The following is a 19,069-nucleotide window of genomic DNA, read 5'->3' as shown; positions in this document are numbered from 1 at the left end:
GCGGCGCAGTTGTGCAACTTCGCTTAGTTCACCTGCAACAGGCCGTCCAGGGGAACGAAGGGGCGCCTCTGGGGCTTGCTTGTCGATCTTGTCAGCCCACTTGTAGAGCAGGTTGCGGCGGATTCCCAGTTCGACTGCAAGATCAGTAGCGCTCTGCCCCGCGACACGCATTCGCGCGACCGCCTTCCGTTTGAAATCATCGGGGAACGCGGCGCGCACCTTGGATATCGACGTGGGTGCAGCGGGAATGATCTCCCGCTTGGATGGGAGCTGCTTCTTTTTCGGGTTCATGTTTATCCTTCCGGGGCATATTGTCCCCTATTTGGATGTCCATGAATCACGGACTGCCTCAACCTGACCCCGATTTTGCCCGACGGTCTTGGGGCGAACGAAACAAATCGGCCCATCGCGCGCTAGTTCGGGCGCGGGAAGCCGGCCATCGCCAAGACCTCCGCCCCCATCGGCGACAACAGCCAGGCCAGCGCGGCGATGTTGAGGATGACGGTCGTCCAGAAGCCGGTGCGGAAAGCGAGCTTCTGGGATTTGTGGCGCAGCACCTGGCGCGCCACCAGCGCCCCGGGCCAGCCGCCGACCAGCCCGAGCAGGTGGAGGACCGATTCCTCGGTGCGCCAGCGCCCGTTGCGGGCAGCCGACTTGTCATGCGCGTAGACGAGGAAGGCCAGCATGCTCAGGCCGAGATAGCCATACAGGACTTGCGGCGGCAATTGTCCGGCCAGCACGCAGGCGCCCACAAACGCCAGGAACAGGACCGCCACGCTCCAGGCAGTGGCAATCGAGGGGCGCATGCCCTTGCGGCGCACAAAGCTGACGTTCTCGGCACGCGGCTTGCCATTGTCGGTCGTGAACAGGGCATAGGTGACGATTTCGCCGCCGGCCGGGCGGCCGCCGTGGCCGTTGAAAGACTTGATGTGCAGGAAGACATCGGGGCCGCCACCGTTGGGCGTGATGAAGCCGAATCCCTGCTCATCCTTCCAGCTGGTGATCTTGCCTTGGTACCGGGGCGGTTTGTGCGGATTCATCTCGCCATTCTCGTTGTATTGATGAGAATAGTGTAATGCGAGACTTACACTGAGGCAACAACCCTTTGGCCGGCCCGTTTTGTGCGCGGACCGGCGCTGCTGAAACTGCCGCGCAGGCCTTAGCCTTGTCTCGACAGCATGCGCTCGACGTAACGCGCGATCAGGTCGATTTCCAGGTTCACTTTCGAGCCGGCGCGCAGGTGCTTGAGCGTCGTGACCTCGATCGTGTGCGGGATCAGGTTGATCGAGAAGCGGCAGACCTTGTCCGCTGCCGCGTCCAGATCCTCGACCCGGTTTACGGTCAGCGACACGCCGTTGACCACCACCGAGCCCTTGTAGGCCAGGAATTTGGCCAGTTCCTGCGGCGCGTCGATGACCAGCTCGCGCGACTCGCCCACCGGCTCGAAGCTGTGCACGGTGCCCAGGCCGTCGACATGGCCGGAAACCAGGTGGCCGCCCAGGCGTTCGGCCAGCGTGAGCGCCTTTTCCAGGTTCACCTCGCCGGTCGCATCCAGGCCTGCGGTCTTGTTCAGGCTCTCGCGCGACACGTCGACGCTGAAGCCGTTGCCGCTCTTGGCCACCACGGTCATGCAGGCGCCGTTGAGTGCGATCGAGTCGCCCAGGGCGACGTCGCCGAGGGGCAGCGGGCCGGCGTCGACATCCAGGCGCACGCCGGCGAACGAGCCACCCTCGAGCGGGGTGACCGAAGTGATATTGCCGACAGCGGCGACGATTCCAGTAAACATACGATCCTAGTCCTCAGTAGTATTCAATCTTGCCAGGATGCGCAGGTCGTCGCCGACCCGCGTCACCTCGTGGAAGCGCAGTTGCCGCTTGTCGCTCAGCTGCGCCAGCGGCTGCAGGGCGAACATGCCCTGCCCCGGTCCGACCAGGCTCGGGGCCAGGTAGACCAGCAGTTCGTCGACGCAGCCTTCGCGCAGCATCGAGGCGTTCAGCTTCGACCCCGCTTCGACATGCACTTCGTTGATCTCGCGCCGGCCCAATTCGCGCATCAGCGCCGGCAGGTCGACCTTGCCGCTCGCGTTCGGCAGCACGATCACCTCGTGGCCGGCCGCGCGCAAGGCCGCGGCTTTCCCCGGCACCTCGCTCGCTGCGACGATCCAGCACGGCTCGCCCTGCAGGATACGGGCATCGAGCCTGACTTCGAGCCGGCTGTCGACGATCACGCGGCGCGGCGGCAAGGGTGTGTCGATGCCGCGCACGTTCAGCTGCGGGTCGTCCGCCATGACCGTGCCGATGCCGGTCAGGATCGCCTGCGCCCTGGCGCGCCATGCGTGGCCGTCGGCGCGGGCCTGCGGCCCCGTGATCCATTGGCTCTCACCGTTCTCCAACGCGGTGGCGCCGTCCAGGCTGGCCGCGACTTTCAGGCGCACCCAGGGCAGGCCGCGCCGCATGCGCGAGAAGAAACCGATGTTCAGTTCATGGGCGGCGTCGGCCAGCACGCCGGAAGCCACCTCGATGCCCGCCGCCTCCAGCTGCGCCAGGCCGCGGCCCGACACCAGCGGGTTGGGATCGAGCATGGCGGCCACCACGCGCCCCAGGCCCGCGTCGACCAGCGCATTCGAGCAGGGCGGCGTGCGCCCGTAATGGCTGCACGGTTCCAGGGTGACATAGGCGGTGGCGCCGCGCACATCATGGCCGCGCGCGTGCGCATCGCGCATGGCCTGGATCTCGGCATGCGCCTGCCCCGCAGGCTGGGTATGCCCGGCGCCGATCACGACGCCGTCACGCACGATCACGCAGCCGACCCGCGGGTTCGGCGCCGTGATGTACATGCCTTTCGCGGCCCATGCCAGGGCCAGGGCCATGCCGTCGGTATCGTTGAGAATTTGCTCGCTGTCGTGTGCCAAGTGGTGTCCCGCTGTTGCGTCCTGCAGCATGTGCTGCCATGCCGTCTGCCGGTGCTAGGGCGGCGCTTGCGCGCCCTCGCAGCCCTCGTCGCGCTCGGGATTGCACATCCGTACGCGCCCGAGCATGTTGATTCTAATACGGCGGATATGCTCGCCGTGAAACAGCGACAGCGTACCGGGCCGGGAGGAATTGGCATTGGTGTCGCTGCAGCTGCGCCCGGCGCCATTGTAGGCGATGTACTGAGGCGGCGCTGACTGGGTGAAGGAAAAATCGACCCGCAGGCCGGGGTCCAGGGGGCCATGGACGGACAGGATCTCGTCGCCCGAGCCGGGCTCGCGGTCGCCGTCGCGGTCGACGAAGATCGTCCAGCCCTGGGTCCAGTCGGCGCCCAGGGGATCGCGCGGCATCAGCTTGACCCGTCCGTTGCGCGCGATGGCCTGGGCCCGGGTATGGGCGATCGCGCCCAGCAGCTCGCTTGAGGCGGCGCGCATCTGCTGGGCCGTGACGAGGGCGTGCAGGTCGGGGCCGGCGACGGCGAGAACGACGGCCGAGATGCCGAGCACGGCGACCAGCTCGGCGAGCGTGGCGCCTGCGGCATGCCTGCATGCCCTGATCGGCTTCATGGCCAGCAGCGCCGCCCGTTCCCGCTCGCTCCCTGCGCGCCGGTGCTGTCGAAGGTGAGCGTGCCGCAGTCCGGGTCGTCGAAGCCGGCATCGACATTCTCCGTCCCCGGCTGGGCGCGCAGCTCGATGCACTGGCTGATGTCCTGGTCTTCGCAGGCATAACCGTCGACTTCGTAGGCGCTGGTTTCCGGCTGCGAACCTATCCACCAACGGAACTGGCGGCTGTCCGGGTCGTCGGTGCCGACCGAGAACGCGACATAGGTATGGTGCTGGGCGCGGTAGGCTTCCTGACGCTGCATGGCGTCGACCAGCGCCAGCTGCGCTTCCACGCGCCGGGCCTTGACCAGCTGGGCCGCATAGCCGGGATAGGCAATCGCCGCCAGGATCGCCACGATCGCCAGCACGACCATCAGCTCGACCAGCGTGAAGCCATGGCGTTTTCGCGGACGCGGTGTCGTCAGGGCGCGTCTCATCCCGGCTCCGTTGCCGCGGCGACGCCATCGTGCCAGTTGGCGATCTCGCGCCAGCTCACGCGCACGCCCGGTCCGCCCGGCGTGCCCGGTGCAGGGGGCGCCCTACCTATCTCGGGGCTGCCCGGCGCAGCCACAACCAGCAACTTGCGGTAATAAGCCTGCACCCCGACCTGGGTCGTCCCGGCGCTGCCGAAGCCCAGTGCCGTGATCCGGTACAGCAGCGCATCCGGCGCCGAAGGCATGCGCTCGATCAGGTAGCGCGGCGCCCGCGCGGCCAGCGCCCCACTACCTGCCGGCATCCGGGCGCCGGTGAATGCGCCGAATACGATGCCGGGCCCGCCCCCGTCGGCCAGCGCCAGGTGGATGTCACCGGCGTCGACGGCCCGGGTGCACAGCCCCTGGTAGGGCGCGCCGCCGCGGCATCCGTCGGCAAAGGCCGCGGGCGCGGCACCGGCCAGCGCGGCGGCGCGCGCGGAGGCCGGATCGGCGCCGCCTTCGATATCCTGCTCGGCGTCCGTCAGCGCGGCCATGGCGCCATGCAGTGCCAGCATGCGGTCACGTTCGTTGGCGGCGGCCAGCGCGCCATGCAGGGCGCTGCGGGCCGAGGCGATTCCGGTCAACAGGATCGCCAGCATCAGCAGCAAGGCGGTGAGCAGCGCCACGCCGGCTTGCCTGCTCCGGCAGGCGCGCATCGAGTCGGCGATGTGCATGCCGTCCTCACCCGCCGCGCGCCGGCAGCGCGATGGTGGTGGCGAACACCTTGCGGTGGCGCGGCGGCGCGCGCCCGGCCAGCGTCGCCTCCAGCAGGCGGGTGCCGGCGTCCAGCACGCCCACCATGTCGCCATACTGCGGCCCGAACAGGTCGTAGGCGGCACCGCCCGCATTCGCAAGCCGGCTGGGCGCCCCATGCAGCAGCAGCGCCACTCGCACACTGGCCAGCTTCTTCCAGTGGGTGCGCCGCCGCAGGTCGGCCTCGCGCTCGGCCGCCGTCGCGCCCACCAGCAGCAGGCCGGCGTCGAGCGCATGCAGCGCGCTGGCATTGACGTAGCGCTCGGGCGCACCGTCGGCGTCGAGATCGAGTCCGTACAGCACCTGGAAACTGTCGACGGCGCCGACCACCGCATCGGCCGACCAGGCGCCGGCGCCCCGATATTTGCAGCGCAACTCGGCGTCGCCCTGGGCATTGCGGGCGACATGGAAGATGCTCCAGCCTTCTTCATTGCGGTGCACGGAAAAGCCCGCGCAGTCGAGGGTGGTGCCGTCGCCCGAAGGCGGCGCGCCGCTGCCGGGATAGCGCACCGCCAGCACATCGCTGCCATGCACGACCGCAGTGGCGACCGGGTTGTCGATGGCGAAGCCGGTCTGCGTTACCCGGCGTGCGTCCAGGCCGGCGAGCGCCGCAGGCGCGGCCGCATCCGGCCCGCCGCTATGCGCCTCCCAATCGACGGCAGCCGCCTGCCGCACCGCGCGCGCCACCACGTCGAGCGCGTAGCGTCCCGCATCGTCCATGGCCGCCGTTTCCACCTGCGCGGCAAAGGCCCGGGTGGACCAGACGAACAGGCTGCCGGCGGCCAGCAGCACACCAAGGCCCACCGTCATGGCGACCAGCAGTTCGGCCATCGTCATGCCGCGCTGGCGGTGAATGGATAGCCTCATCGCAGCACCGTCACGTAAGCGGGCGCCGCGTCCTGGCCCTGCCAGCCGATTTTGACGACCGGCAGCGCACTGGCGTCGCCGTCGCAGCTCCAGCGAAAGCTGTTGGTGGCGCTGTCCCAGGGCGAGCCGTCGCGGCAGACCTCGACGCGCCCGCCGGGGAATTGCGCATGCACGGCCTGGCGGATTTCGTGCAGGTCGAACTCGGCGAGCTGCTGCGGGCTGCATGCGGTGCTGCCGAAGCACGGCAGCGGCGCAATGGGCGCGCCGTCGGCTGCGTTATAGTGAAAAGCGAGATAGGGGTTGCTTGCATCGGGCAAGCCGGCCACCGGGCCATTGGCCCGCATGCGCGAGGCCAGCGAGGCCGCCAGTTGCGCCGCTTCGGAGGTGCGGGCCGCGTGCTGGCGCAGCCGCTCGGCCGTCAGCTGCGCGGCCCCGGCGCCGACGATGCCGACCGCGAGCACGAACAGCGCGACCAGTACTTCGACCAGCGTGAATCCTTGTATTGCCCCATGCGAGCGCACAGCCACCTCCCCTCGTCAGCGTCGAGCAACGGCAAGGCCATGCGAGGGGCCTGCCATCTGCGAGCTGCCAAGTTATCAGGCGAGCATCTGCCGGCCATGAGCTGGCCCAATCGTGTACGGGGAACTGATGAGCGGTTTTATTTACGCGGGTGGCCGACTTCGGCCAGCGCTTCCTGGAACTCGGCCAGGTCTTCGAAATTCTTGTAGACCGAGGCGAAGCGGATGTAGGCGATCTTGTCGAGGCGCTTGAGTTCCTGCATCACCAGTTCGCCCACATAGCCGGTATCGACTTCGCGGCGGCCGCTGGTGAGCAGCTTTTCCTCGATGGTGGCGACGGCCGTGTCGATCGCTTCGGCGGCCACGGGGCGCTTGCGCAAAGCCAGCATCAGGCTGCCGCGCAATTTGCTCGATGCGAACTCGGTGCGGCTGCCGTTCTTCTTGACGATGATCGGCATCGACAGCTCGATGCGCTCATAGGTGGTGAAGCGCTTGTCGCACTTCGCGCAGCGCCGGCGCCGGCGAATGGCGTCCCCTTCCTCGGACACGCGCGTGTCGAGGACCTGGGTATCTTCATGCTGGCAGAACGGACATTTCATGGGCGCCGGGGATGCTTGTCGGGCCGGCAAGCGCCGGCTCCGGGGTGGTTGCTGCTTTAAGCGGCGTAGACCGGGTACTTGTCGGTCAGCAGCTTGACTTCCGCCTTCACGCGCTCGATGGTCGCGGCGTCGTGCGGGTTGTCCAGCACGTCGGCGATCAGGTGGCCCACCTTGATCGCATCTTCTTCCTTGAATCCGCGGGTGGTGAAGGCCGGGCTGCCCAGGCGGATGCCCGAGGTGACGAAAGGCTTCTGCGGGTCGTTCGGGATGCCGTTCTTGTTGCAGGTCATGTGCGCCTGGCCCAGGATCGCTTCGGCTTCCTTGCCGGTCAGGCCCTTCGAGCGCAGGTCGACCAGCATCACGTGCGATTCGGTCCGGCCCGACACGATGCGCAGGCCACGCTCGATCAGGGTCTCGGCCAGCACCTTGGCGTTCTTGACGACCTGCTGCTGGTATTCCTTGAACTCCGGCGACAAGGCTTCCTTGAAGGCCACGGCCTTGCCGGCAATGACGTGCATCAGCGGACCGCCCTGGATGCCCGGGAAGATCGCCGAGTTGATCTGCTTCTCGAACTCGGCCTTCATCAGGATGATGCCGCCGCGCGGGCCGCGCAGCGACTTGTGCGTCGTGGACGTCACGAAGTCGGCATGCGGCACCGGGTTCGGGTATTCGCCCGCGGCGATCAGGCCGGCGTAGTGGGCCATGTCGACCATGAACCAGGCGCCGACTTCCTTGGCGATTTTCGCGAAGCGCTCGAAGTCGATGCGCAGCGCGAAGGCCGAGGCACCGGCGATGATCATCTTCGGCTTGTGCTCGCGCGCAAGGCGTTCCATGGCCTCGTAGTCGATGTCTTCTTCCGGCGTCAGGCCGTAGGACACGACATTGAACCACTTGCCCGACATGTTCAGCGCCATGCCGTGGGTCAGGTGGCCGCCTTCGGCCAGCGACATGCCCATGATGGTGTCGCCTGGCTTGAGCATGGCGAAGAACACGCCCTGATTGGCCTGCGAACCGGAGTTCGGCTGCACGTTGGCCGCTTCCGCGCCGAACAATTGCTTGAGGCGGTCGATCGCCAGCTGCTCGGCGACGTCGACGTATTCGCAGCCGCCGTAATAGCGCTTGCCCGGGTAGCCTTCAGCGTACTTGTTGGTCAGCTGCGAGCCCTGCGCTTCCATGACGGCCGGCGAGGTGTAGTTCTCGGACGCGATCAGTTCGATGTGGTCCTGCTGGCGAACGTTTTCCTTCTGGATGGCATCCCACAGTTCCGGGTCGACATTGGCGAGCGTGTGATTCTTTGCAAACATGTAAAACTCCAATCGAGAGAAATACCAGGCAACGGGCCAGCGCAGAATGGGCGGCCGGGCGGGCGCAAGGCAGCCGCGAGGCCGCGCGCAACACGGCGCGGTCGTTTGGTGGCTGCCCAGGCGAACGGCGTTGACATCTCACGTTCCCCGGTGGGTACCCACCTTTTGCCGCGCCTGGTGCATTCGGATGCGGCACGGTGTTTCGCCAGTTACGTGAGACGTAAATGACTCCAGATTGTATGTGATCCGAGCCCCTTAGGGCAAGGAAACTGCTGTCTGCCTGACAAGTGCGGCGCACGCAGCAAGCTTGTGGCCATTTCGGCTACAATTTTCCCTTCCTACCACTTCGCCGCCACCAGGACCCCATCATGATCGTCTTCATTACCGGCGCCTCGGCCGGCTTCGGCGCCGCGATGGCCCGCGTATTCGTCGCCAACGGCCACAAGGCCATCCTCGCGGCCCGCCGCACCGACCGCATCGCCCACCTGGCAGCCGAACTGGGCGAGGCCGCCTTGCCGGTCACGCTGGACGTGACCAGCCGGGCCTCGATCGATGCGGCCATCGCCGGCCTTCCCGAGGAATGGCGCGACATCGACGTGCTCGTCAATAACGCGGGACTGGCGCTCAACACCCTGCCGGCGCACGAGGTGCCGCTGGACGACTGGGACACGATGATCGCCACCAATTGCCAGGGACTGGTGACGATGACCCGCGCGGTGCTGCCTGGCATGGTGGCACGCGGGCGCGGCCTGGTGATCAACCTGGGCTCGGTGGCCGGCCACTACCCTTACCCGGGCGGCAACGTGTATGGCGCGACCAAGGCCTTCGTGGAGCAGTTCACCCTGAATTTGCGGGCGGACCTGGTCGGCACCGGGGTGCGCGCGACCAACCTGGCCCCGGGACTGTGCGGCGGGACGGAGTTCTCGAACGTGCGCTTCAAGGGCGACGATGCGGCGGCAGCCAAGGTGTACGAAGGCACCACGCCGCTGAGCGCGGAGGATATTGCGAATACGGCCTACTGGATCGCGACCCTGCCGCAGCATGTGAATGTGAACAGCATCGAGTTGATGCCGACTTGCCAGGGGTTCTCGCCGTTCACGATTAAACGCACACAGGGTTGAACCGAGCGAACGTTGGTCCGGTAACGCGCGCTCTGCAATTGTTAGAAAGTGTTACAGTCATTGGCCTTTCGGCTATGTTTCACGTCTACTACTGCCGCAGCGTAGTGCCTTGAACGGAAGGCACGTCCGACCTTTTCCGAGCCCTATGTACTACAGCGTACATAGGATCGGCAAAAATCGCGTAAAATGTTTCCTATTTACATTTAAATGGCAGGGGAAATGCCTTCAGCTTTCGACTGGACAGTCAGGATCTATTACGAAGATACGGACGCCGGTGGCATCGTGTTTTACGCCAATTACCTGAAATTCTTTGAACGTGCCCGCACCGAATGGTTGCGCGCCCTGGGCGTCGGCCAGCAGGAGCTGCTCGATGCCGGTGGCGCCGCCTTCGTCGTCAAGAGCGCCTCCCTGGATTACCATGCGCCGGCCCGGCTCGACGATGTGCTGACGATCCGCACCACGGTCGAAAAGCTTGGCCGCGCCTCCGTCCAGTTCGCCCAGCAAGCCTGGAAAGGCGACCTGCTCCTGACCAGCGCCCATGTGAAAGTGGGCTGCGTCGATATCGCGACCATGCGCCCACGGTCGCTTCCCGACAGCGCTGCTGATAAAATGCGCGCCGCGTGACCTGCCTGAATAATCCGACAACAGAATCCACCCGATGACCGCAACCCAAGACCTCTCGTTTATCCACCTGATCAGCAACGCCCACATCCTGGTGCAGCTGATCATGGCCCTGCTGTTGATCCTGTCGGTGGTGAGCTGGACCTATATCTTCCGCAAGGTGTTCGCGCTGAAGGCCGCGCGGAACCAGACCGAGCAGTTCGAGCGCAGCTTCTGGGCCGGCGGCAACCTCAACACCCTGCACCAGAGCGCCAGCAGCCAGCGCGACCAGAGCGGCCCGCTGGCCCGCATCTTCGAGGCCGGCATGGGCGAATTCATCAAGGGCAAGCAGGCCGCGCGCGACGCCGCCGACATGGGCCCGGCGCTCGACGGCGCCCGCCGCGCCATGCGCGCCGCCTTCCAGCGCGAACTCGACGCCCTCGACATCCACCTGAACTTCCTGGCCTCGGTCGGCTCGGTCTCGCCTTACATCGGCCTGCTCGGCACCGTCTGGGGCATCATGAACGCCTTCCGCGGCCTGGCCAGCGTCCAGCAAGCCACGCTCGCCATCGTCGCGCCCGGCATCGCCGAAGCCCTGATCGCCACCGCGATCGGCCTGTTCGCCGCGATCCCGGCGGTGGTGGCCTATAACCGCTTCACCCACGACATCGACCGCCTGGCGATCCGCTTCGAGAGCTTCGTCGAGGAATTCTCGAACATCCTGCAGCGCCAGGCGCGCTAAGCACAGCGGAGAATTCTTCAATGGCCTTTTCCAGCAGCCTGCGCAGCGGACGCAAACGCAGCTTCAAATCCGAGATCAACGTCGTACCCTATATCGACGTGATGCTGGTGCTGCTCATCATCTTCATGGCTGTGCCGGCCAACGAAGCGCCGAGCGTGATCAACCTGCCGAGCGCGGAAAAATCGGCGCTGCCGCCGGACACCTATATCCAGATCTCGATCCAGCCGGAAAACAAGCTGTCGATCGGCGTCGGCGGCAAGCAAAAGGTCGCGGCCGAAGAAGTGGCCGACCGCACCGCCCTGCTGGAGCGCCTGCGCGCCCTGCACGAGGAAAATCCGGACTATCCGGTCTTGATTGCCGGTGACCGCGACAGCAAATACGACGATGTGATCCAGCTGATTTCCGAAGCGAAGAAGATGGGCATCAACCGGGTGGGACTGGCCGCCAAGTGATGAGCCCCGAGACGCATCCATGCCCGCACTGAAGCCTGCCACCGCCGGCGCGCCCTACAGCGTACCGCCCGAACCGAGCCGCCTGCCCGCTTTCCTGCTGGCGCTGGCGGTGCACGCCGTGCTGGTGAGTTTTTTGTGGTTCGGCATCAGCTGGCAGAACAACGAACCGGTCGCGGTCGAAGCCGAAGTCTGGGACATGTCGGTGCAGACCGCCGCCGCGCCGGCACTGCCGCCCCCGCCGGCGCCGAAGCCCGAGCCGCAACCTGAACCGGAGCCGGCCCCGCCGCCACCGCGCGCGGCCGAGCCGCCGCCCGTCGAGCGCCCTGCCCCGACCCCGCCCGACATCAACCTGCAGCGCGAAAAGAAACTGAAGGAAGAAGCGCGCAAGCAGGAGCTGGCCGAGAAACGCGAACTCGAGCGCAAGGAAGAACAGCGCAAGGAGCTGGCCGAGCAGAAGAAGCGCGACGACGCCGAGCGCAAGGAAAAGGAACTGGCCAAGAAGGAAGCGGACGACAAGAAGAAGCTCGAGAAGCTGGCCGCCGAGAAGGCCGCCAAGGACAAGGCCGAGAAAGCCGAAGCTGCCCAGCTGGCCAAGATCCGTGCTGACGACCTGAAACGCATGGCCGGCGCCATGGGCAGCACCGGCACTGCCGCCAAGTCCACCGCGCCGAAGGCCGATGCCGGCTACGTGGCCGCGATCACCGCCGCGATCAAGAGCGCCACGGCCTACGCCGGCAGCACCAGCATGCCGGGCAACCCGAAGGCGGTGTTCAAGGTCGACCAGCTGCCGACCGGCGAAATCATGTCGGTGCGCCTGGTGAAAAGCAGCGGTGTGCCTGAGTTCGACCGGGCAGTTCAAAATGGTATCAAGAATGCTTCTCCTCTCCCGAAGAAAAAAGACGGGACGGTGGAGCGCACGCTCGACGTCAATTTCTCGATGAAGGATTACGACTGACTAGTTAGTCCAATCAAACGATCAATATGAAAAAACTCCATTTCCTGCTGTTCAGCGCTACCGTCCTGATGGGCTCCGCCCAGGCCCAGCTCAAGGTTGAAATCGCCGGCGTCGGCAGCAACCAGATTCCCGTTGCCGTCGCAGCCTTCGCCGATGAATCGGTGGCCCCGGAACAAGTGTCCGCCATCATCCGAGCCGACCTCGAGCGCAGCGGCCTGTTCAAGGTCACCGATGCGGGCCAGGCTATCAGCGACAGCGCCAGCGTCGACCTCGCCGCCTTCAAGGCGCGCGGCGTGCAGGCGCTGGTGGTGGGCAGCGTGGCGCGCCAGCCGGACGGTCGCCTTGCCGTTCGCTACAAGCTGCACGACACCGTGGGCGGCACCCAGCTGTCCCAGCTCGGTGGCGAAGTCCAGCCGAAGTACACGCGCCTGCAGGCGCACCGCATCGCCGACGACGTCTACGAAAAGCTGACCGGCAGCCGCGGCATCTTCTCGACCCGCATCGCCTACGTGAAGGAAGACCGCGCCAACCGCAACTACACGCTGGCCGTGGCCGATGCCGACGGCGAGAACGAAATCGTCGCCACCCGCGGCCGCGAGCCGATCATTTCGCCGGCCTGGTCGCCTGACGGCAGCAAGGTCGCCTATGTCTCGATGGAAGACCGCAAGCCCGTGGTCTACCTGCAGGACCTGATGACCGGCCGCCGCAACGTGATCTCCAACGTCAAGGGCAACAACTCGGCGCCAAGCTGGGCGCCCAACGGCAACATGCTGGCCGTGGCGCTGTCCAAAGACGGCAATACCGAAATCTATACCGTCGGCTCGGATGGCAGCGGCCATCGCCGCCTGACCAACAGCCCGTCGATCGACACCGAGCCGCAGTTCTCGGCCGACGGCCAGACCATTTACTTCACCAGCGACCGCAGCGGCGGCCCGCAGATCTACAAGATGAGCGTCTCGGGCGGCAATCCGACCCGCGTCACCTTCAACGGCAACTACAACATCAGCCCGCGCGTGTCTTCGGACGGCAAGACCCTGGCATGGATCTCCCAGCGCGGCGGCGGTTTCTCCCTTTATGCGATGGACCTGGCCAGCGGCCAGGAGCTGCGCCTGGCCGATGGGGCCACCGAACCGAGTTTTTCGCCTAACGGCAAGTACATCATGTATGCGACCAAGGGCGGCGGGCGTGTCTCGCTGGCCGTGGTCTCGGTGGACGGACGGGTAAAGCAGCGCTTGACGACCAAAGCGGGAAACATTCGGGAGCCCAGCTGGGGTCCCTTCATGAAGTAATGATGTAAAACAAATGCAACACCCTTTTTATTAGACAAGGAGAAAAACCATGCGCCACTTCCAGAAAGTAGCCCTCATCGCTTCGGCCGCCCTGCTGACCGCTTGCTCGTCGCCGACGAAACTGAACGAGACCCCGGTGGTCGAGAAGAGCCCGACCCCGGCAGCCCAGCCTGCTGATTCGCGCGACATCCGTCCAGTCGAAACCGGCAGCGTCGATCCGCTGAACGATCCAAAAGGCGTGCTGGCCAACCGCAGCGTCTACTTCGACTACGACAGCTTCGTCGTGCGCGAAGACGGCAAGCCGGTCGTCGCCAACCACTCGGGCTACCTGACCAAGAACACCGGCCGCAAGGTCCTGATCCAGGGCAACACCGACGAACGCGGCGGCACCGAGTACAACCTGGCCCTGGGCCAGAAGCGCGCCGAAGCCGTGCGCCGCTCGATGAATTCGCTGGGCGTGTCGGACAACCAGATGGAAGCCGTGTCGCTGGGCGAAGAAAAGCCGAAAGCCACCGGCAGCGACGAAGCCGCATGGGCTGAAAACCGCCGCGCCGATATCGTTTACCAGTAATCGACTTGATTCTGTCGTAGACACGGCCGATTGACAGCGGGGCGGATCGCAGTGCAGACTGCATCCGCCCCGTTTTACTCTGCAACCGGAAAGATTCCCGCCATGATGAAATTGTCCCTGTCCCGCCTCGCCTGCCTGATCCTGATGGCCTGGATGCCATTGCAGGCCTCCGCCGGCCTGCTCGACGACGACGAAGCGCGCAAGGCCATCCTCGACCTGCGCACCAAGGTCGACGCCATTGCCCGCGACCTGAACGCCCGCATCGACACCAAGTCGGACAAGACCGTCCAGCTCGACATGCTGAACCAGCACGAGCAGACCATGCAGGAAATCTCGCGCCTGCGCGGCCAGATCGAAGTGCTGGCCAACGAGATCAGCAAAGCGCAGAACAGCCAGAAGCAGCTCTATGCCGACCTCGACGCGCGCATCAAGAAGATCGAGCCGCAGCAGGAAACCATCGACGGCCAGGCCGCCGAGGTGCTGCCGTCCGAGAAAACCGCCTACGAGAGCGCCACCGCCATGTTCCAGTCGGGCGACTACAAGGGCGCCGCCACCGCGCTGCAGGACTTCGTGCGCCGCTACCCGGAATCGCCCTACGCCTCGAACGCCCAGTACTGGCTCGGCAACGCCTATTACGCGCTGGGCGACTACAAGAAGGCCATCGCGGCCCAGGAAGTCGTCACCAGCACCTATGCCAGCAGTAACAAGGTGCCGGACGCCATGCTGAACATCGCCAGCAGCTATGCCCTGCTCAAGGACAGCAAGAACGCCAGGAAGGCGCTGCAGCAGCTGGTGGCGAAGTATCCGGAGTCCAGCGCCGGCAAGACGGCGAAAGACCGATTGGCTTCGCTGAAATAAGTTCCCGCGCGGGCCGGGATTTGACAGGATGAGTCCAGCATCCTATAATCTCGCTTCTTCGGGTCGTTAGCTCAGCTGGTAGAGCAGCGGACTTTTAATCCGTTGGTCGCAGGTTCGAATCCCGCACGGCCTACCAAGTTTCAGCAAAATCGCCAACCTTCACGGGTTGGCGTTTTTGTTTTCCGATCCCTTTTCCGGTCGATTCGAACGCGCCCCCACCGCCGTAGAATACGATCTCGACCCCTCACGTACAGAACACCAGCATGGAAACCATCGACCAGCGTTACCTCGTCCAGCAAAACAAGCTCGCCGACAAAGAGAACAAGGCGCCCGTCTTCGCCAAAGTCATGCGCAGCAAGGAAGGCAAGTTCGAAGGTGTCTCCTTTATCAGGAACAAGGAAAAAGCCACCGTGATGACGGTGGCCGACGCCCAGGAAGTGATCGATTGGGCCAGCAAGAAAAAGGGCAGCGCCCACGAATACACGACCAAGATCATTTGCGTCGGGCAGTAAGCGGTGTGGTGCAATGAATACCGCGGAGGCGCGGCAAAATAGCACCGTTTCTCAGTGTCACACCGAACATGAGCAGCGCATTCGCGAGTGCAGGTGAGCGGTTAGTTGCTTAAAGCAGCGGGAGAATATTTAGTCAAAGTGTTGCATTTCGGCTATCATTTGGGATCCTGCAAGAACTGATTCATCATCAACAACACGCCGTCGCTCATCGGCAACCGGGCGCGGCTAACTGCATCGAAAACGGCGTCTGGTCGTTCTCTGGTGGAAGCCAGATCATCAGGGGAAAGCGGCATCCATCACCGTCAAGGTCGGGTCGAACCGAGCAAAAACGAGACATTCGGCAATGACACAGGCGCGGCCAGGAAGTCCCTACCGCAATGGCTTCGGCAGCGCCTAGGAACTTCAAGCCAATAGGAGCTGCTTCAGGAACTTTTAATCCCTTGGTCGCAGGTCCAAATCCCACACGGTCTACCACGAATTTGTAGTATCAGATCAAGGCGTTACGAGCAATCGTGACGCCTTTTTTTGTACCCGCAGCAATCCCCTTCTTTACCTACTGTGCCGTATTTGTGGCGCGCAGCAGCCCGTCCACTACGGCCGCGCGACGCGCCATGTGTGCCGGCGCCAGGTGCGCCGCACCATCGCAGCCAACTTCCAACCGCCCATCTCCTGCAGGTCCCGTTGACTTCCGCACTGGCCTATCGTGATGCGTTGTGCTCGATCCCCCCTGAGACTGAAATAAATCGCGGAAACGGCTGCGTGGCGTGACTTCGCAAGGACTTGCGTTTTGTCACTAGCCAATCGCAATTTAATGACTACAGTCAAAAAGTTCGTCGCAAGTTCAGACGCGCTCTCATAGCCACTTCGAGCATCTCGAATTCAACAATGTCCAGCTCAACTAATGGGCAAATACGATGACTGACCTGCAAGCAATGCTGGAAGCCGCCCGAAGCACCCGCCTGTTGCGCTTGTCGTTCCCGAGAGGCGATGGCCCGCAAGCCAAGCTGATGGTGAACCGGTTCGAAGGCACGGAATACCTGTCGCGCGACTTCGAATTCAAGATCGAACTCCTGAGCGACGACGCCGGGATCGAGCTCGAGGCAATGCACGGCAAGCTGCTGTGCGTCTCGCTGGTACAGGACGACGGTAGCCTGCGTCCGTTCACCGGTTATGTCGCTTCATTCAAGCTGGTCGATACGGACGGCGGCGTCGTGTTCTATGAAGCCGTCCTGAAGCCATGGCTGGGCTACACGCGCCTGCGCCGGAACAACCGGTTGTTCCATGCGCAAAGCCTGAGCGAACAGACCGAGACGATCTTCGCCGGCTACGGCAGCCTGCCTGAGTGGGAGTGGAAAGTCGCCGGCGAACAGCCGCAGTTCACGATGTCCACGCAATGGGACGAGACCGACCATAACTACCTGTGCCGACGCTGGGAAGCGGCGGGCTACAGCTATTGGTACGAGCACAGCGGCGAAGGCCATACGCTCATGGTCTGCGACGACACCCGCGCCGCCGCGCCGATCGACGGGCCATCGCCCGGCATCCGCTTCCATGGCGCCGGTGGCGCGGCCGAAGAAAACTCCATCGACCAATGGAGCCCGCTGCGCCGGTGGGCGTCCGGACAGGCAGCGGTGAGCGGCTTCGACTTCAAGAATCCGCACCCGGTACATGCGGATACCGTCACCATCAACCAGCAAGGCGATATTCCGCACCTGGAGGTGCACAGCTATGAGGGGCATTACGGATTCAAGCACCAGTCGGGCGCCGACCAACTTGCGCAGTTGCGCATGGAAGAAATCGAAGCCCGCGGCAAGCTGTACGAAGGAAAGGGCAACAACCGGCAGGTTGCGCCGGGCAGATGGTTCAAGCTGCTAGACCATTACAGCGAGAGTGAAGACTGCGAATTCCTGGTCCTGGAAGTGCATCACGAAGCCAGCAACAACTACCTGCAAGGCAAAGGCGCGGTGGCAGAGTACAAGAACCGCCTGCTCTGCCAGGGCAAGTCCCTGCCCTGGCGTCCGGGACGCGGCTTCAACAGCGCGGACACCAGACTGCTGGCCCTGCAGACCGCCACCGTGGTCGGCGCGGAAGGCCAGGGCAGCCTGAACGTGGACCAGTACGGGCGCATCCAGGTCAAGTTTCACTGGGACCGGGACGAAAGCGGCAGCTGCTGGACACGGGTAAGCAGCAACTGGGCCGGCGGCGAGAAGGGCTTGACCAGCCATCCGCGGGTTGGATCGGAAGTAATCGTGCAATGGCTCGATGGCAATCCCGACCATCCAATCGTGACCGGCTCGGTGTACAACCAGAGTTATATGCCGCCGTGGAAGCTGCCTGACCAGAGGGCGCTGATGGGGATCAGGAGCCGGGAGCTGACCGCCGGGGGCGGCAACACGCCCGGTGGACGCAGCAACCATCTGGTGCTGGATGACACACTGGGGCAGATCCAGGCGCAACTCAAGAGCGACCATCTCGCCAGCCAGCTCAGCCTCGGCCATATCAACCGCATCGAAGACAATGCCGGACGCAAGGACGCGCGCGGCCAGGGCTTCGAGCTGCGCAGCGACGGCATTGGTGCGGTGCGCGCGCAGCAGGGCCTGCTGCTCAGCACCGAAGGACGGCCGAACGCCCGTTCCCATATCGCCGACATGGCCGAGACGGTGGCGCGCATGAAGCAGGGCCAGGAGTTGCACGACAGCCTGTCGCAGGTCGCGCAACAGGCGCAGGCGCACCAGCCGGGCGACCAGGACCAGGTCGTCGCCGCGCTGCAGGCGCAGGTCGAGGCCATCAAAGGCCAGGGGGGCACGCCTAGCCAAGGCGAATTCCCGGAATTCCAGGCTCCCCACCTGCTTCTAGCCAGCCCCGCCGGCATCGAAACCAGCACGCAGGGGTCCACCCACCTGATGAGCGTGGAGCACACCGCCTTGAGCAGCGGCGGCCATGCCAGCCTGAGCGCGGGCAAGAGCCTGCTCGTCAGCGTAAAGGAAGCGGTCCGCATGTTTGCCTACAAGGCCGGCATGAAGCTGGTGGCGGCCAGCGCCGACATCGACATCACCGCCTTGAAGGACAGCATCAACATCCTGGCCAAGCTCAACATCACCCATACCGCCAACCGGATCACGATCACGGCAAAGGAAGAGGTGGTGATCAACGGCGGCACCAGTTTCAGCCGCTGGAACGCATCGGGGATCGTCCATGGCACCAGCGGCAACTGGGTGCAACACGCGGCGCACCACAGCTTCGAGCCCGCCAAGAGCGAAGGCACGCCGAGCCTGCCACAGCCCGTGCAGCTGCCGCCGGGAAAGCTCGACCTGTATCACCAGTACGTGAACCCGGAAGGCGGCAAGAAGCAAGGGATCAGGCAAGGCGACTACACCGTCGTCGACGCCGAAGGTGGCGTCCACCAAGGGACGCTCGATGGCAACGGCTTTGCCAGCGTGGCCGGCCTGCCGATGGGAATGGCCACGGTCAGCTACGGCAAGGACCCGCGCGACCCATGGGATGAAGACAGCTACTTCGGCCAGGGAACCGAATGGCCGACCGTGGCGCTGTCCGAAACTGGCGCCGCTGCCCCTACCGCGCCCACGGCTGACCGGCCAGCGCCAGCGCTTAGGGCGCAGAACCCCGGACTGCCCGTCGGCGCCAAGACTGCGGCAGACAGTCTCAACGGCGCAGCCGGCAAGTTCGGCGCCGTAGCGCAAGCTGCGGAGCAAGCAGCAAACGCGGTGCAGGCGCTGCCAAAAGGCGGCGCGCAAGCATTGCTGGCAGCTGTCGGACAGACGGCCCTGGCGAAAGTCGGATCCCCCCTCGGTTTGCCCGGATCACTGCCGCGCATCGGCGCTGAAGTACCGCCCTCGATCCCGAAAAAATCCGTCATATAAAAA

At 64.7% G+C, this 19,069-nt stretch carries 21 protein-coding genes, 1 tRNA gene and 1 riboswitch; of the genes, 11 read left to right on the top strand and 11 right to left on the bottom strand.

Going from position 1 to position 19,069, the window contains the following annotated elements; all coding sequences use genetic code 11:
- The 11 genes from AC56LR_RS13570 to glyA all read right to left on the bottom strand — a co-directional run.
- Positions 1 to 291 (bottom strand): transposase (locus AC56LR_RS13570; RefSeq protein WP_497131085.1); only part of this gene is annotated, 291 nt, incomplete at its 3' end.
- A 122-nt stretch (positions 292 to 413) separates the two neighbouring features.
- Entirely contained in the window at positions 414 to 1,040 is a 627-nt protein-coding gene (locus AC56LR_RS13565; RefSeq protein ID WP_497131083.1) for a DUF1294 domain-containing protein, read from the bottom strand.
- A gap of 119 nt (positions 1,041 to 1,159) precedes the next feature.
- Positions 1,160 to 1,786, bottom strand: a complete 627-nt coding sequence (locus tag AC56LR_RS13560; RefSeq protein ID WP_497131082.1) for a riboflavin synthase — start codon at positions 1,784 to 1,786, stop codon at positions 1,160 to 1,162.
- A gap of 6 nt (positions 1,787 to 1,792) precedes the next feature.
- Entirely contained in the window at positions 1,793 to 2,869 is a 1,077-nt protein-coding gene (ribD, locus tag AC56LR_RS13555; protein ID WP_497131089.1) for a bifunctional diaminohydroxyphosphoribosylaminopyrimidine deaminase/5-amino-6-(5-phosphoribosylamino)uracil reductase RibD, read from the bottom strand.
- Between the two features lie 96 nt (positions 2,870 to 2,965).
- On the bottom strand, positions 2,966 to 3,535 hold the full coding sequence (locus tag AC56LR_RS13550; RefSeq protein WP_497131080.1) for a GspH/FimT family pseudopilin: 570 nt from the start codon (positions 3,533 to 3,535) through the stop codon (positions 2,966 to 2,968).
- On the bottom strand, positions 3,532 to 4,008 hold the full coding sequence (locus AC56LR_RS13545; RefSeq protein WP_497131078.1) for a type IV pilin protein: 477 nt from the start codon (positions 4,006 to 4,008) through the stop codon (positions 3,532 to 3,534). The genes AC56LR_RS13550 and AC56LR_RS13545 overlap by 4 nt, the downstream gene beginning before the upstream one ends.
- A complete protein-coding gene (locus AC56LR_RS13540) occupies positions 4,005 to 4,718 on the bottom strand; it encodes a pilus assembly PilX family protein (protein WP_497131076.1) in 714 nt (237 codons plus the stop codon). The genes AC56LR_RS13545 and AC56LR_RS13540 overlap by 4 nt, the downstream gene beginning before the upstream one ends.
- A gap of 7 nt (positions 4,719 to 4,725) precedes the next feature.
- Positions 4,726 to 5,664, bottom strand: coding sequence for a PilW family protein (locus tag AC56LR_RS13535; RefSeq protein WP_497131074.1), 939 nt, complete (start codon positions 5,662 to 5,664; stop codon positions 4,726 to 4,728).
- Positions 5,661 to 6,191, bottom strand: a complete 531-nt coding sequence (pilV, locus tag AC56LR_RS13530) for a type IV pilus modification protein PilV (RefSeq protein WP_497131072.1) — start codon at positions 6,189 to 6,191, stop codon at positions 5,661 to 5,663. Before pilV ends, AC56LR_RS13535 begins: the two co-directional genes overlap by 4 nt.
- A 131-nt stretch (positions 6,192 to 6,322) precedes the next feature.
- Positions 6,323 to 6,781, bottom strand: coding sequence for a transcriptional regulator NrdR (nrdR, locus tag AC56LR_RS13525; protein WP_171084445.1), 459 nt, complete (start codon positions 6,779 to 6,781; stop codon positions 6,323 to 6,325).
- A gap of 56 nt (positions 6,782 to 6,837) precedes the next feature.
- The gene (gene glyA / locus AC56LR_RS13520) at positions 6,838 to 8,085 is read right to left on the bottom strand and encodes a serine hydroxymethyltransferase (RefSeq protein ID WP_497131070.1); all 1,248 of its coding nucleotides are present in this window, start codon (positions 8,083 to 8,085) and stop codon (positions 6,838 to 6,840) included.
- A gap of 107 nt (positions 8,086 to 8,192) precedes the next feature.
- A riboswitch (ZMP/ZTP riboswitch) is annotated at positions 8,193 to 8,308 on the bottom strand.
- 145 nt (positions 8,309 to 8,453) lie between these two features.
- Between glyA and AC56LR_RS13515 the strand changes: the two genes are divergently transcribed.
- From AC56LR_RS13515 to AC56LR_RS13465, 11 genes are all read left to right on the top strand, one after another.
- Positions 8,454 to 9,206 carry an SDR family oxidoreductase gene (locus AC56LR_RS13515; protein ID WP_497131068.1) on the top strand — a complete coding sequence of 251 codons (753 nt, stop codon included), beginning with the start codon at positions 8,454 to 8,456 and terminating at the stop codon, positions 9,204 to 9,206.
- A gap of 219 nt (positions 9,207 to 9,425) precedes the next feature.
- Positions 9,426 to 9,830, top strand: a complete 405-nt coding sequence (ybgC, locus tag AC56LR_RS13510) for a tol-pal system-associated acyl-CoA thioesterase (RefSeq protein WP_497131066.1) — start codon at positions 9,426 to 9,428, stop codon at positions 9,828 to 9,830.
- Between the two features lie 34 nt (positions 9,831 to 9,864).
- Positions 9,865 to 10,548 carry a protein TolQ gene (gene tolQ, locus AC56LR_RS13505; protein WP_171084452.1) on the top strand — a complete coding sequence of 228 codons (684 nt, stop codon included), beginning with the start codon at positions 9,865 to 9,867 and terminating at the stop codon, positions 10,546 to 10,548.
- A 20-nt stretch (positions 10,549 to 10,568) separates the two neighbouring features.
- On the top strand, positions 10,569 to 11,000 hold the full coding sequence (locus AC56LR_RS13500) for a biopolymer transporter ExbD (RefSeq protein ID WP_497131064.1): 432 nt from the start codon (positions 10,569 to 10,571) through the stop codon (positions 10,998 to 11,000).
- A 19-nt stretch (positions 11,001 to 11,019) separates the two neighbouring features.
- Positions 11,020 to 11,955: a cell envelope integrity protein TolA gene (gene tolA / locus AC56LR_RS13495; protein WP_497131062.1), complete on the top strand. Its 936-nt coding sequence runs from the start codon at positions 11,020 to 11,022 to the stop codon at positions 11,953 to 11,955.
- Positions 11,956 to 11,981: 26 nt separating this feature from the next.
- Complete coding sequence (tolB, locus tag AC56LR_RS13490; RefSeq protein ID WP_497131060.1) at positions 11,982 to 13,244, top strand: Tol-Pal system beta propeller repeat protein TolB; 1,263 nt, start codon at positions 11,982 to 11,984, stop codon at positions 13,242 to 13,244.
- 49 nt (positions 13,245 to 13,293) lie between these two features.
- Positions 13,294 to 13,815, top strand: a complete 522-nt coding sequence (gene pal / locus AC56LR_RS13485; RefSeq protein WP_497131058.1) for a peptidoglycan-associated lipoprotein Pal — start codon at positions 13,294 to 13,296, stop codon at positions 13,813 to 13,815.
- Between the two features lie 102 nt (positions 13,816 to 13,917).
- Positions 13,918 to 14,673 (top strand): tol-pal system protein YbgF, encoded by a 756-nt coding sequence (ybgF, locus tag AC56LR_RS13480; RefSeq protein WP_497131056.1) that lies wholly within the window; start codon positions 13,918 to 13,920, stop codon positions 14,671 to 14,673.
- 60 nt (positions 14,674 to 14,733) lie between these two features.
- Positions 14,734 to 14,809 (top strand) — tRNA-Lys (locus AC56LR_RS13475).
- Between the two features lie 127 nt (positions 14,810 to 14,936).
- On the top strand, positions 14,937 to 15,185 hold the full coding sequence (locus tag AC56LR_RS13470) for a hypothetical protein (protein ID WP_497131054.1): 249 nt from the start codon (positions 14,937 to 14,939) through the stop codon (positions 15,183 to 15,185).
- A gap of 914 nt (positions 15,186 to 16,099) precedes the next feature.
- Positions 16,100 to 19,066: a type VI secretion system Vgr family protein gene (locus AC56LR_RS13465; protein ID WP_497131052.1), complete on the top strand. Its 2,967-nt coding sequence runs from the start codon at positions 16,100 to 16,102 to the stop codon at positions 19,064 to 19,066.
- Positions 19,067 to 19,069 lie beyond the last annotated feature (3 nt).

Source organism: Telluria sp. ZT3P39 (assembly GCF_059685935.1).
This window is presented reverse-complemented; position numbering and strand designations above follow the sequence as displayed.